Origin of the sequence: Streptomyces sp. NPDC002698, assembly GCF_042888945.1 — a bacterium.
In the GTDB taxonomy this organism is placed as follows: Bacteria; Actinomycetota; Actinomycetes; order Streptomycetales; family Streptomycetaceae; genus Streptomyces.
Window position 1 is genome coordinate 76,429 of sequence record NZ_JBIAQM010000036.1, and the last position, 12,948, is coordinate 89,376.

General features: G+C 71.6%; 10 protein-coding genes and 1 tRNA gene. 7 read left to right on the plus strand and 4 right to left on the minus strand.

Annotation, left to right across the window (positions count from 1 at the left end):
- Position 1: 1 nt before the first annotated feature.
- A complete protein-coding gene (locus ACFYW9_RS33825) occupies positions 2–811 on the minus strand; it encodes a glycerophosphodiester phosphodiesterase (protein ID WP_351869549.1) in 810 nt (269 codons plus the stop codon).
- A gap of 257 nt (positions 812–1,068) precedes the next feature.
- On the opposite strand from ACFYW9_RS33825, the gene ACFYW9_RS33830 reads away from it, so the two are divergent.
- Complete coding sequence (locus tag ACFYW9_RS33830; RefSeq protein WP_389158577.1) at positions 1,069–2,550, plus strand: S1C family serine protease; 1,482 nt, start codon at positions 1,069–1,071, stop codon at positions 2,548–2,550.
- Between the two features lie 96 nt (positions 2,551–2,646).
- Here the strand turns inward: ACFYW9_RS33830 and ACFYW9_RS33835 are convergent, their stop codons facing one another.
- Positions 2,647–3,501 carry a DUF2637 domain-containing protein gene (locus ACFYW9_RS33835; protein ID WP_389158580.1) on the minus strand — a complete coding sequence of 285 codons (855 nt, stop codon included), beginning with the start codon at positions 3,499–3,501 and terminating at the stop codon, positions 2,647–2,649.
- Between the two features lie 636 nt (positions 3,502–4,137).
- Between ACFYW9_RS33835 and ACFYW9_RS33840 the strand changes: the two genes are divergently transcribed.
- Positions 4,138–4,222: transfer RNA gene (locus tag ACFYW9_RS33840), tRNA-Ser, on the plus strand.
- Positions 4,223–4,371: 149 nt separating this feature from the next.
- Here the strand turns inward: ACFYW9_RS33840 and ACFYW9_RS33845 are convergent.
- Both ACFYW9_RS33845 and ACFYW9_RS33850 read right to left on the minus strand, forming a co-directional pair.
- The gene (locus ACFYW9_RS33845) at positions 4,372–5,718 is read right to left on the minus strand and encodes a hypothetical protein (RefSeq protein WP_389158583.1); all 1,347 of its coding nucleotides are present in this window, start codon (positions 5,716–5,718) and stop codon (positions 4,372–4,374) included.
- 450 nt (positions 5,719–6,168) lie between these two features.
- Positions 6,169–7,050: a bifunctional DNA primase/polymerase gene (locus tag ACFYW9_RS33850; protein ID WP_389158586.1), complete on the minus strand. Its 882-nt coding sequence runs from the start codon at positions 7,048–7,050 to the stop codon at positions 6,169–6,171.
- Positions 7,051–7,805: 755 nt separating this feature from the next.
- On the opposite strand from ACFYW9_RS33850, the gene ACFYW9_RS33855 reads away from it, so the two are divergent.
- From ACFYW9_RS33855 to ACFYW9_RS33875, 5 genes are all read left to right on the plus strand, one after another.
- Positions 7,806–9,008 carry an acyl-CoA dehydrogenase family protein gene (locus ACFYW9_RS33855; RefSeq protein WP_389158589.1) on the plus strand — a complete coding sequence of 401 codons (1,203 nt, stop codon included), beginning with the start codon at positions 7,806–7,808 and terminating at the stop codon, positions 9,006–9,008.
- 92 nt (positions 9,009–9,100) lie between these two features.
- The gene (locus ACFYW9_RS33860; RefSeq protein ID WP_389158606.1) at positions 9,101–10,168 is read left to right on the plus strand and encodes a bifunctional MaoC family dehydratase N-terminal/OB-fold nucleic acid binding domain-containing protein; all 1,068 of its coding nucleotides are present in this window, start codon (positions 9,101–9,103) and stop codon (positions 10,166–10,168) included.
- A 1-nt stretch (position 10,169) separates the two neighbouring features.
- Positions 10,170–11,228, plus strand: a complete 1,059-nt coding sequence (locus tag ACFYW9_RS33865) for an acyl-CoA dehydrogenase family protein (RefSeq protein ID WP_389158592.1) — start codon at positions 10,170–10,172, stop codon at positions 11,226–11,228.
- Positions 11,225–11,656 (plus strand): acyl dehydratase, encoded by a 432-nt coding sequence (locus ACFYW9_RS33870; protein ID WP_389158595.1) that lies wholly within the window; start codon positions 11,225–11,227, stop codon positions 11,654–11,656. The genes ACFYW9_RS33865 and ACFYW9_RS33870 overlap by 4 nt, the downstream gene beginning before the upstream one ends.
- Complete coding sequence (locus tag ACFYW9_RS33875) at positions 11,653–12,819, plus strand: lipid-transfer protein (protein WP_389158598.1); 1,167 nt, start codon at positions 11,653–11,655, stop codon at positions 12,817–12,819. The genes ACFYW9_RS33870 and ACFYW9_RS33875 overlap by 4 nt, the downstream gene beginning before the upstream one ends.
- Positions 12,820–12,948: the final 129 nt, after the last annotated feature.

The window sequence follows — 12,948 nt, forward strand, 5'->3', positions numbered from 1 at the left end:
GTCAGCGGCCCAGTTGGCCGAGCACCGCGCGGGGGCGGTTGGTGATGATGGCGTCGACGCCCAGCTCAACGCAGAGATCGACGTCCTCGGGTTCGTTCACGGTCCAGACGTGCACCTGGTGACCGGCGCGTTTCAGCCGCTCGATGTACCCCGGGTGACTGCGTACGATCCGCATCGAGGGGCCTGCGATCCGGACACCGGCGGGCAGTCGTCCGTCCCGCAGCCGGGGTGAGACGAACTGGAGCAGATAGACCGTCGGCAAGGCCGGGGACGCGGCCCGGACGCGGTGCAGCGAGCGCGCCGAGAAGCTCATGACGCGCACCGCGGACTCGGCCGGGGAGGCGGGGGCGTCCAGGCCGAAGCGCTTCAGCAGCTGGAGCAGCCGTTCCTCGACCTGGCCCGCCCAGCGGGTCGGGTGCTTGGTCTCGACGGCCAGCTCCACGCGGCGGCCGGCGTCGGCGACGAGTTCGAGCAGTCTCTCCAGGGTGAGGACGGAGGTGTCCGTCAGGCTCCCGGGAGTGTGTTCCCAGTCGGGCGACTCGTCGCGGTTCTTCCAGGAGCCGAAGTCCAGTGCGGTGAGTTCGGCGAGCTCCAGGGCGGAGACGGCTCCGCGGCCGTTGGACGTCCGGTTCACGCGGCGGTCGTGGACACAGACGAGATGGCCGTCGGCGGTCAGCCGTACATCGCACTCGAGGGCGTCCGCACCGTCCTCGATCGCCTTCTTGTAAGCGGCCAACGTGTGCTCGGGGGCCTCTTCGGAGGCTCCGCGGTGGGCGACGACCTGGATCGGGTGCTGTCGTGCGAGGGTCACGGCGTCATGGTGCCACCGTCGCCGGGCGAGCGTGAAGTGAGATATATCCCAAGACATTCCTTTTAGTAATAAAAGTCCCTTATAAAGGATGGTCTCGGACGCACAGCCACCGCTTATGGTGCCCTGACGCCCCGTGGGAAAAGCTGACGGCGTACAAAAGCACATGCACAGCTGAATCGCGCCGGGCCATCGACAAGTGTGAGTGGGCGTGACCGAGTGCGACCGAGAACAACAGCCGTGGATCGAGGAGAAGAGCTGTGAGCACCGAGAACGAGGGCAACGCAGTACCCCCGGCCCCGTCCGCACCTCCCGTGCCGGTGGAAACTCCCGCTGCTTCCGCGCAGGGCGCCTCGTACGCGGGGAGCGCGCCGACCGCTCCGATCCCCGCGGTGCCCGGCGCACCGGAGCACGCGTCGGCGCCCGTGGGCGGGCCGGCGTACGCGTCGGACGGAGCCGGGCAGGGTGCCGACCCCTACGGGCAGGCTCCGACCCAGGGGTCCGCCCCCGAAGCGGGCTGGCCGCCTCCGCCGCCCGTCACACCTTCGTACGCCGACGGCGGCGGCTCGGGTGCCGGCGGCTGGGGTTCCTCCTACCAGCAGCCCGCGCCGAAGCCGAGGAACGGGCGCGGCGGTCTGGTCGCCGCGGTCCTGGTGGCCGCGTTGGTCGCCGGCGGTGTCGGCGGCGGCATCGGCTACTCGCTGGCCAAGAACGACGACGACTCCACCGACTCGACGACGGTCTCCGCCCCGAGCAGCAGCGGTGAGGTCAAGCGCGCCTCGGGCACCGTCGCGAACGTGGCCGCGGGCGCGCTGCCGAGCACCGTCACCATCGAGGCCCAGAGCACCAACGGCGAGGGCGGCACCGGTACGGGCTTCGTCTTCGACAAGCAGGGCCACATCCTGACCAACAACCACGTCGTGGCGGACGCGGTCGACGGCGGCAAGCTCACCGCCACCTTCCCGAGCGGCAAGAAGTACGACGCCGAGGTGGTCGGCCACGCGCAGGGGTACGACGTCGCGGTCATCAAGCTGAAGAACGCGCCCTCGGACCTGAAGCCGCTCGCCCTCGGCGACTCCGACAAGGTGGCCGTCGGCGACTCCACGATCGCGATCGGCGCGCCCTTCGGTCTCTCCAACACGGTGACCACGGGCATCATCAGCGCCAAGAACCGTCCGGTCGCCTCCAGCGACGGCAGCGCCAGCAGCAAGTCCTCCTACATGAGCGCCCTCCAGACGGACGCCTCGATCAACCCGGGCAACTCCGGCGGCCCCCTGCTCGACGCCTCGGGCGCGGTGATCGGCATCAACTCGGCGATCCAGTCGTCGAGCAGCGGCGGTCTCGGCGGTTCCGGCCAGTCCGGCTCCATCGGCCTGGGCTTCGCGATCCCGGTCAACCAGGCCAAGTACGTGGCCCAGCAGCTGATCCAGTCGGGCAAGCCGGTGTACGCGAAGATCGGCGCGTCCGTCTCCCTGGAGGAGGGCACGGGCGGCGCGAAGATCACCGAGCAGGGCGCGAGCGGCGCCTCGGCGGTCGAGTCCGGCGGTCCGGCCGCCAAGGCGGGCCTCAAGCCCGGCGATGTCATCACCAAGCTCGACGGCATGGTGGTCGACAGCGGTCCGACCCTCATCGGCGCGATCTGGACCCACAAGCCCGGCGACACCGTCAAGCTCACGTACACGCGCGACGGCAAGACCCACACGGTCGACGTCACCCTCGGTTCCCGTGAGGGCGACAGCTGATCGTCCGGTCCGGCGCGAAAGGGGTGTCTCTCCCGGGAGGCACCCCTTCCGCGTGCGGGCTGTTCCGCCCCGGCCGGGGCGGAGTCCCGGGACGCGTCAGACGCGCGGCTTCTTCGAGGCCGCCGGACCCTTCTTGCCGCCGCCGCGTTCCGCGGACGCCGGAGGGCAGGGGCGCTGCCGGTGGCGGGACGTGCTCTGGCGGGGCGGCCGGGTCAGCGTGATCTGACGGATCAGCTGCTGGAAGCAGGTCAACGACGCCAGGGCGGGTACGACGGCGGTGGCCACACCGGTGACCGTCTGGTGGGCGTCGGCCACGCAGAACATCATCGCGACGGACGAGAACAGCAGGACGACGTACCACGAGTGCACGGCCCGGCGCCGGTGCAGGGCGGCCCTCAGGATCGAGAGCGAGGCCACCACCCAGGGGCCGTAGACCAGAAGGGGCCACCAAGGTCCCGTACCGCTCTGCGCGTTGGACGCGATGCGCTGGAGCGGCGAGTAGGCCACCATGCCGCTGAAGACGCTCACCATCGACACGGTGGCGGCGGCGACCGCGGCGATCACGAAGCTGACGGTCTGCAGCCAGTTGCGGCGGTTGCGGACCCGTACCTTGCGGTGACCGGCCGTCGAGCGCCGGATGGGCGGCAACTCGGCGGTGATCTGCACCAGGTTGTCCATCGGGTCGCCGGTGAACTCGCCCGTGAACTCACCGGTGAATTCGCCGGTGAACCCGTCCGCGTACGCCGGTTCGCCGCGCGGGGGCGGCACGGTGACGTCCTGCTCCGCCGCCGCGGCGTCCTGGAGGAGATAGGTGAGTTCCTCGACCGGATCCCAGCCCTGTTCGTGCAGGGCGTCGACGTGATCGCCGTACTGACCGGTCTCCGGTCCGGTGGGGTATGCGGGTTGCTGGCCGTACCGGGCGAAGGAGAGATGCGGATAGTCGTCATTCACGGAAATTCGCCCCAGTCACGTGAGGGCTGTGGCGGCCGGAGCGTCCCTGGCCGTTCCACCGCTGGTTGATTTCCTCCTGGACCGTGTCCGGCACCGTCAGGAAATCGCCGAGGAGCGATTCGGCGGCCCACAGTTCGATGCGTGCGCCGTCCCCGTGCAGGGTGCCGAAGGCGTCAGGCGAGGTGCACGCGGCGGCAGGCGTACAGGTGTACCGCCCGGCTGTCACGGCACGTGCCGCGGCCGGCCCCTGTGCCGTCGATCCGGAGACGGGTGGAGCGAGAGGACTTGCTTTCGCCATATTTCGCTAACGCCGCTCCCCCTCCTTCAGATGTGTGGCATTCGAGTGAGCGCAAGGCGGCGAAGTATTCACGAAAGCGGCTTTTCGCGAACCCGAAGCCGATGGGTTCCCGCACGTCGACGGGTGGGTTCGTACTCCATGGGGCGGCCAGGACGGCACCCCTGGAGGCCCTTCTCTCCGATCACACGGTCACGGCACCTGGCTCCATCCGCCGGCACCGGACCGGTGACGTCGGTGAGCCCGCTCGACGCCGGTGGCCCCGGTGTGGACCGCGCCTCCGCGAGACGCTCGGAGCCGGGTAGGCTGTATCCGCTCCCGCCCCAGGTGGGCGGGGGCGGGGTGGGTTGCCCGAGCGGCCTAAGGGAACGGTCTTGAAAACCGTCGTGGCGCGAGTCACCGTGGGTTCAAATCCCACACCCACCGCAGTTCACGGGTGTGCTCGGCCGGACGGGGTGTCTCTCACTGAGGGGCACCCCGTCCGTATGAGGCTCGTCCCGCGTCGGTCAGGCTCCGTCATGGTGCCGATCGGTGGTTGCGCCCCGAAGCTCCTTGTGCAGGCCGCCGTATGCGGGTCAGGAGTGCTCACGGGCAGGCGGGTTGTTCAGGCAGAGCGCGATGTTCCGGACCGCGGCGGTGAGTTCCTCGATCACCCTGGCCGCCTGCTCCGCGTTGTGGAAGGCCGGACGCTCTGCCAGGGACCGGCCCAGTTCCTGCGCCGCCTGGAGGGCTGCCCCGGCGCTCTCGGCAGGAGGGGGAGGCGGAGCGGCGGCGGGCGCGGACGCCTCGGCCGGGGGAGGAGACCCCGGTGCGGCGGGCCGGACCGGCACGGCCGGGTTCGCCGTGGGCACGCCGGAAGCCGCGGGGGCCGGCCGGCGCGTCGGCTCAGGAACGGCGGGTGCCGACGGGCCGGCCGGCATCGCGCCGGTCTCCGGCTCCCTCCGGTACCTGTCGAACGGGAGGTGGAAGGTGCCGGAGCCGCTGACCGGGGAGGAATGTGCCTCCGCCTTCGGCCGGGACGGCAGAACCGGTGAGGATTGTGCGGTGTACGGGCCCGGGGAGGCGTGTGTCTCCGCTTCCGGCCGGGACGGCAGAGCCGGTGAGGGCTGTGCGGCGTACGGGCTGTGGGAGACCTGCTGGACGTGTGGGACCAGGTCCGGCGCGCGACGCGTCCGGGGCAGCAGGAAGTGTTCGAAACCCGGGAACGCCAGGGTGGCGGAGTGCGTGGAGGCGCGGGGGCTGTACTGGGCCTGCCACTGCATGCGGTAGCAGTCGACCTGATCGGCGCAGGCGGTGCGGGTGTGGAAGACCGCGGTGTTCTCTCCCAGGTCCGGGTACCAGAGGTTCGGGCCCGGGAAGTGCACGGTTCGTCCCCGGGGCTTGATCTGCTCGGCGCACCCCATGCAGCAGCCCTCCGGCACCATGAGCGGGATGCCGCCGCTCTGCTCCGGCCGGCGGGGACCGCCCTCCCAGCGGTACTCCCCGTGGTGACAGGGCGGCAGCTCGCCGCAGGCGCGGCAGACGGCGTAGTGCTCCGGGAGGACCTGCCAGTCGTGGCTGGCGGGAGCGCACCAGTGCTTCGGCGCGGATCGGGGCAGGTTCTCGCTGCGCAGGACCAGGACCACCGGGCGCTTGTAGAACTCGGCGCGCTCGGGGGCCGGTTTGACCGCTTGGTTGTTGGCCCGCCGCAGTTCGTTGGCGTGCCACCACAACTCCACGTGTTCGCCCCACGCCTTCTCATAGGACTCCGGCCACCAGTCGCCCGCGTAGTCGTTGATCTCCAGGATCCGCCAGGCCTGTCGGTCGAGTACCACGATGGAGCCGGCCCGCAACCGCAGGTGTGTTGTGTCGTCGCCCTCGTCCGGCCAGTCGTGTCGACCGATATGGGTGGGTTGGCCTGGGAGCCACCTGCGAACCTGCATGCCACGCTCCTCGGCAGCGAAACTTCAAAGTTTCAAATGGGGCAGTTGCCGACATTCTGAACAATCGAGACGTTTGGTTCGGTGTAGACACGCACACGCTGTTGCCTCATGAGGACCGGAAACGTGTTCCGTGTCATCGCTTCCTTCCGGAAACGCCGTTGTCACCGGGCGTTTTCGCCACTCGGGCCGTCATCGGGCCAGGCCCCTTCGCAGCTCCAAGCCAGTGACTCCATACCCGGCCGTCAGGTTCCGACGCTCACCCGTACGTGTGGTGAAACCTGGTTTGCGGCACCCCGTACGTGTGCATCGTCCGCGGTTCCGTCACCGGCCCGGTGGCCCGCCGGTCCACCGCTGCCAGTGGTCGCGCACCGCCTCCGGGCCCGGGGACCGCTCCCCGGGCGGGACGGCCGAGGGGCCGCAGCCGGAGCGTCCGTGGGTGACGGCGTCGCTTCAGTGCCGCCGGGACGAAGGGGCCGTCATCCGTGCCGCGGAGGCGATCGTCGAGCGGGCCTCTCGTTCGGTGAGGCCCGTGCGGACGGCGGCCCGGACGAGCGGGGCGACCAGTCGGGGGCCGATGCCGTTCTCGTAGGCACGGCACGCGGCCCAGAAGAGGCGGGTGTTGCGCTGGCCCTCGTGCGCGGTGAGGACGAACTGGACGAGTCCTTGGCCCTGCCGGTCGGTCGCGGTGGGTGTGGGGTGGTGCGCGCGGGTCGCGGGCGGCGGCAGGAGCAGGCGCAGGAGCTCGGGCGGACAGGGTGCGGGCGCGAGCCGGGCGGTGCCGGGGGCCGTCTCGTACACGCCGTGTTCGGTGCGTGAGCCGGGGCCGACGAGGTAGCCGCCGGCGCCGCGGATGTCGATGCCGGGCGCGAGCCGGCTCGCCGAGTTGGGGACGACGGCGTCGGGCGGTCCGCTCAGCCACAGATGGCGGCCGCCGCTGGGGGTCAGGACGACGACCGTGTCCGGGATCGTGAAGAGGTGGCGCAGCGCCAGTTCGCGCAGGGCCGTCGAGGAGTCCGTATCGGACTTGGTGTCGAGGTCGATGCCGATGAGGTGGTGCGGGTGCAGCCCACAGGCGATGCCGTAGCCGGTGGCCCAGGGGGCGGCGGCGAAGAGTTCGCGGATGCGCCGGGGTTCGGTCGAGGCGTCGTACACGCCGTGCCCGAAGCGGCCGCATGCGCCGTGGCAGGGGAGGGGATCGGGATCGTCGCGGTGGGGTGAGCGCAGGGCCGGCAGCTTCGTACGGGACAGCGGGATCACCGCCAGTCCGCGCTCGGCTGCGGACAGGGCGTGAGCCAGGGCCAGAGTGGTGGCCCGCCGGTCGATGGTGGCCATGTCTCCATGTTCGTACGAGTGTTCGAAAAAGGGAAGAGTCCTCGGGGTGTGTGAGGACGCGGGGTGTGCGATGAGCGAGATCGGCCGAAAACGCGCCGGAACGCTTCAGTTGCCGCGGCACTCGGGTTGAGCGGTCGGCAGGGATCCGAGCAGGCACTTCGTGGTCGTGAAGGGGTTTTATCGATATGTCCTCACGCTTGAGGGGGAATCACGCCTTCTGTGACGGTTCGCCGGGGATGCGCTGGGCAACTCTTGACTCGCGACGTCGTGGACAACGCCGGGGCGGCCGGCCAACCGCCCTGGAACAAGCCGTATTTCCCTTGCGTCCCGGCTCACCGCCGGTGCGCACAACCGCTTCTGGAGGAACTCGCATGGCAGGCATCCGTACCGCTCGCGTCCTCGCCGCCGTCGCGGCCCCGCCCCTGTCCGCCGCCCTCGGCCAGGGCGACTCGAACGTCCTGATCGGCTTCGTCGGGCTCTGAGGGGCGGGGCCGATGGGTTTCCGTCGGCCGGGGGGCTCCTCCGGGGGGTAGGGCTCTAGGGGTGGGGATCCGGGGGGTGGGGGTGTTTCACGAGGTCTGCGCGACGGCGCTTCGGTGCCGTCGCGCAGACGTGTTCCGGTGCCGTCGCGGGAGCACCCCGGCCCGGACGAACCGCGGTTCGTCCGGGCCGGGGGCCCATGACCTTGACAGGCGACAGTATCTGACGGACAGTCAGAAAACCTTGTTCGTACGAGGTCCGGGAGGGCCGCCGCCGTGCACCTCGCCCCCACCGAGCGCCAGCAGCGGCTGCGCGCCGAGCTCCGCACGTACTTCCGGGATCTGATGCCGGACGGGCCGCCGCCCGCCGACGACCCGGCACGACAGCGGGCGCTGCTGCGCCGCATCGGCGCCGACGGTCTGCTCGGGCTCGGCTGGCCGGTCGCGTACGGCGGGCAGGGGCGCGGGGCGGACGAGCAGTTCGTCTTCTTCGACGAGGCCTACCGGGCCGGCGCTCCCGTCTCGATGGTCACGCTGAACACCGTCGGGCCGACCCTCATGAAATACGGCAGCGATGAGCAGAAGGACTTCTTCCTGCCACGCATCCTGAGCGGGGACCTCGTCTTCGCCATCGGGTACTCGGAGCCGTCGGCCGGCACGGACCTCGCCTCGCTCCGTACGCGTGCCGTCCGGGAGGCGGGGTCCGGGGGGATCGCGGGAGCGGCCGGTGACGAGGCCGGGTCCTGGCGGATCGACGGGCAGAAGATCTTCACGTCCAACGCCCAGAACGCCGACTGGATCTGGCTCGCCTGCCGGACCGACCCGGACGCGCCCCGGCACCGGGGCATCTCGATCCTGCTCGTCCCCACCGGCGCCCCCGGCTTCTCGTGGACACCGATCGAGACCGTGGGCGGCCAGACCACCACGGCGACCTACTACGACGGGATCCGCGTCCCGGCCGGGAACCTGGTCGGCGAGGAGAACGCCGGCTGGGGAATCGTCACCAGCCAGCTCAACCACGAGCGGGTCGCCCTCGCCGCGATCGGCATGCAGGCCGAGGACTTCTACGCGGCCGCGCTGGAGGCGGCCCGTACCCCTGACCCGGTGAGCGGGCGGCGCGCGGCCGACGAGCCGTGGGTGCGTTCCCAGCTCGCCGAGGTGCACGCGCGGCTCGCGGCGTCCCGCCTGCTCAACTGGCGTCTGGTGGGGGATGTGGGAGCCGGCGGTCCGGCGCCCGGGGACGCGAGCGGCGTGAAGGTCATGGGAACCGAGTCCGCGGTCGCGGTGTACCGGATGTGCCAGCACATCGTGGGAACCGGGGCGCTGGTCCGCTCCGGTTCGCCGGGGGCGTTCGGGGGCGGCGAACTGGAGCGGATGAACAGGGCGGCGCAGATCAACACGTTCGGGGGCGGGGTGAGCGAGGTGCAGCGGGAGATCGTCGCGACGATGCGGCTCGGCATGAGGCGGGGGCGGCGGTGAGCGGCCGGGGGACGGACGGGGAGCGCTCCGCGGCGCGTGACGACGGCCTCGCGCCCGACGGCGCGGTGCGGGAGGGGGCGGTGCCCGGAGGTGTGGCGCGGAAGGACGTCGGGCCCGATGGTTCCGGGGGTGACGGGGACGAGCTGTCGGAGCGTCTGAAGAAGTACCAGGGGCGCGCGGCCACCGTCGGGGGTGTCGGCCGGGACCTGGTCAACGCGCCGATGATCCGGCACTGGTGCGAGGCCATGGGCGACACCAACCCGGCCTACGAGGGGCCGGACGCGGTGGCCCCGCCCACCATGCTCCAGGCGTGGACGATGAGCGGCCTCTCCGGGCACGCCGACCGCCCCGGCCGCTCCAGGACCTACGACGAGCTGTTCGCCCTGCTCGACGGCGCCGGATACACCTCGATCGTCGCCACCGACTGCGAACAGGAGTATCTGCGTCCGTTGCGCCCCGGGGACGAGATCACCTTCGACTCGATGATCGAGTCGGTGTCCGGGCGCAAGACGACCAAGCTGGGTACCGGGTACTTCGTCACCACGCGGATGGACATCCGGGCGGGCGGCGAGCTCGCCGGGACGCACAGGTTCCGCATCCTCAAGTACGCTCCGGCGCCCCGGGGTCCGATGAGCACGGAGACGGCTCCGGGCTCATCGGGCAGCGCGCGGACGAGCAGCGCCGAGCCGAAGAACTCCGGGACGAAGAACTCCGGGACGAAGAGCTCCGAGACGAAGAGCAGGCGTCCGCGGCCGGTGATCAACCGGGACAACGCAGGTTTCTGGGAGGGCGTCGGGCGGCATCGGCTGCTGATCCAGCGCTGCACGGCCTGCGGAACGCTGAGATTCCCGTGGCTGCCGGGGTGCGGGGCGTGCGGCTGCCCGGACTGGGACACGGTCGAGTCGGGCGGCGAGGGGACCGTGTACTCGTACGTCGTCATGCACCATCCGCCGTTCCCGGCCTTCGACCCTCCCTACGCCGTCGCTCTGGTCGAACTCGCCGAGGGCGTGCGGATCGTGAGCAACGTGGTGGGCGTGCCGTACGACGAGGTGCGGATCGGGATGCCGGTGCGGCTCGCGTTCCGGCGCTACGACGAGGACGTGGAGCTGCCGGTCTTCCGGGCCGCCGCCTCCGCCGGCCGCTCGGGCGAGGGGAGCTGACATGGACTTCACCCCCACCGAGGAGCAGGCCGCCGCCGCGGACCTGGCCGCGCGGATCCTCGGCGACCACTCCACCCACGAACGGCTCACCGCGGCCGGGACGGGCAGTGACGCCGGGCTGTGGAAGGAGCTGTGCGCCGCCGGGCTGGTGGGGGCGGTCGCGGACACCGGGCTCCTCGGGCTCGTACTGCTGCTGGAGGAGCAGGGGCGCACCACGGCGCAGGTGCCGTTCGCCGCGAGCTGTGTGTACGGACTGCTCGCGGTGACGGCACACGGTTCGCCGGAGCAGCGCGAGCGGCTGCTGCCGGGCATCGCCGACGGGACGGTGGTGGTGGCCGGGGCGATGCCGGGCACGGGCACGCTGTCCGCCTCCCCGCCGGCCTCCTCGTCCCTCTCCACGTCCGGGAAGCTGACCGGCGTCCTTCCCGCCGTGCCGTGGCTGCGCGACGCCACCCATGTCCTCGTCGCCGACGACCTGCGCCGGCTCTGGCTGGTGCGCACCGCGGAGGCGGCGCTGAGCGAGCCGGTCGAACTGACGGCGCCCTGGTCGGCGGGGCGGCTGACGCTGGACGGGGTGCCGGGGGAGGCACTGGGCTCCGCGGGCGCGTACGACGACCTGCTGGCCACGGCCCGTACCGCCTTCGCCGGGCTCCAGGCCGGAGTGTGCGCGGGTTCGCTGGCGCGGGCCGTGGAGCACACGAACACGCGCGAGCAGTTCGGGCAGCCGCTCGCCGCCCGCCAGGGAGTCCAACTGCGCGCCGCCGACGCGCACATGGACACCGAGGCGATCCGGGTGACGGCGTACGAGGCCGCTTGGCGGCGCGACGAGGGGCTGCCGTACCGGGCGCACGCCCTCACGGCCGCCTGGTGGGCCTCCGAGGCGGGCCGGCGGGTGGTGCACACGGGCCAGCATCTGCACGGCGGGGCGGGCGCCGACCTCGCGCACCCCGTGCACCGGCACTTCCTGTGGGGCCGGCAGCTGGACGCGTATCTGGGCTGCGGGGGCGAACTGCTGCAGGAGCTAGGGGAGTTGATCGCGAACGGGGAGGCGGGGACATGAGGGTGGGCGACGTACTGGCGCCGCTGGAGATCGAGATCACCCGCACGCTGATCGTGGCCGGGGCGATCGCCTCACGCGACTACCAGGACGTGCATCACGACGCGGACCTGGCACGGGCGAAGGGATCGCCGGACATCTTCATGAACATCCTGACGACCAACGGCCTGGTCGGACGGTACGTGACCGACCACTTCGGCCCGGCCGCCGTGCTGCGCAGGGTGGCGATACGGCTGGGCGCCCCCAACCATCCGGGAGACACCATGGTGCTGACCGGCTCCGTCGAGGAGGTCGACGGTGACACGGCGACGGTGAGGATCCTCGGCGCCAACGGCATCGGCCGGCACGTCACGGGCACGGTGACGGTGACCGTCCCGGTGTCCGCCGCCCCCGACCCTGCCGAGGCGCCGTCCGAGGGCGGTGCCGTATGAGTGTGCGCAAGCGGGACGGCCTCGGCGGGCGGGCGGCGATCGTCGGCATCGGGGCCACCGAGTTCTCCAAGGACTCGGGGCGCAGTGAACTGCGGCTGGCGGTGGACGCGGTGCGCGCCGCGCTCGACGACGCGGGACTGACGCCGGGTGACGTGGACGGCCTGGTGACGTTCACGATGGACACCAGCCCGGAGATCACCGTCGCGCAGGCGGCCGGGATCGGGGAGCTGTCCTTCTTCTCGCGCGTCCACTACGGCGGCGGGGCGGCCTGCGCGACCGTCCAGCAGGCGGCGCTCGCGGTCGCCACCGGCGTGGCCGAGGTCGTGGTCTGCTACCGGGCGTTCAACGAGCGGTCGGGACGCAGGTTCGGCTCGGGAGTGCAGCGGCGGGAGCCGTCGGCGGAGGGCGCGGCGCTGGGCTGGGCCCTGCCGTTCGGGCTGCTCACCCCGGCCTCCTGGGTGGCGATGGCGGCGCGGCGGTATCTGCACACCTACGGCCTGACCCCCGAGGCGTTCGGCCATGTCGCGGTGGTGGACCGCAAGTACGCGGCGACGAACCCGGCCGCGTACTTCCACGGCAGACCGATCACACTCGCCGAGCACGCGGCCTCGCGCTGGATCGTGGAGCCGCTGCGGCTGCTGGACTGCTGCCAGGAGACCGACGGGGGCCAGGCGCTGGTGGTCACCTCCGTGGAGCGGGCCCGCGATCTGCCGCGGTCCCCGGCGGTGATCACGGCCGCCGCCCAGGGCGCGGGCCGGGCGCAGGAGCAGATGACCAGCTTCTACCGGGACGACCTGACCGGGCTCGCGGAGATGGGCGTGGTGGCCCGTCAGCTGTGGCGGACGGCGGGTATGGGCCCGGCGGACATCGACGTGGGAATCCTGTACGACCACTTCACGCCGTTCGTGCTGATGCAGCTGGAGGAGTTCGGCTTCTGCAAGCCGGGCGAGGCCGCGGACTTCGTCGCCGAGGAGAGGCTGCCCCTGAACACGCACGGGGGACAGCTCGGGGAGGCGTATCTGCACGGGATGAACGGGATAGCGGAGGGCGTACGGCAGCTGCGGGGCACCTCCGTGAACCAGATACCCGGCGCCGGCCGTGTGCTGGTGACCGCAGGAACCGGGGTTCCGACATCGGGCCTGATCCTCGGGTCCGACGCCTGAGACCGCCGCCACCACGAATCACCCGCACCCGGCGACGCGCGGGAGGGGCCGTGCCGGTACATCGATGCCCGTCGCCTGAGACCGCCGCCACCACGAATCACCCGCACCCGGCGACGCGCGGGAGGGGCC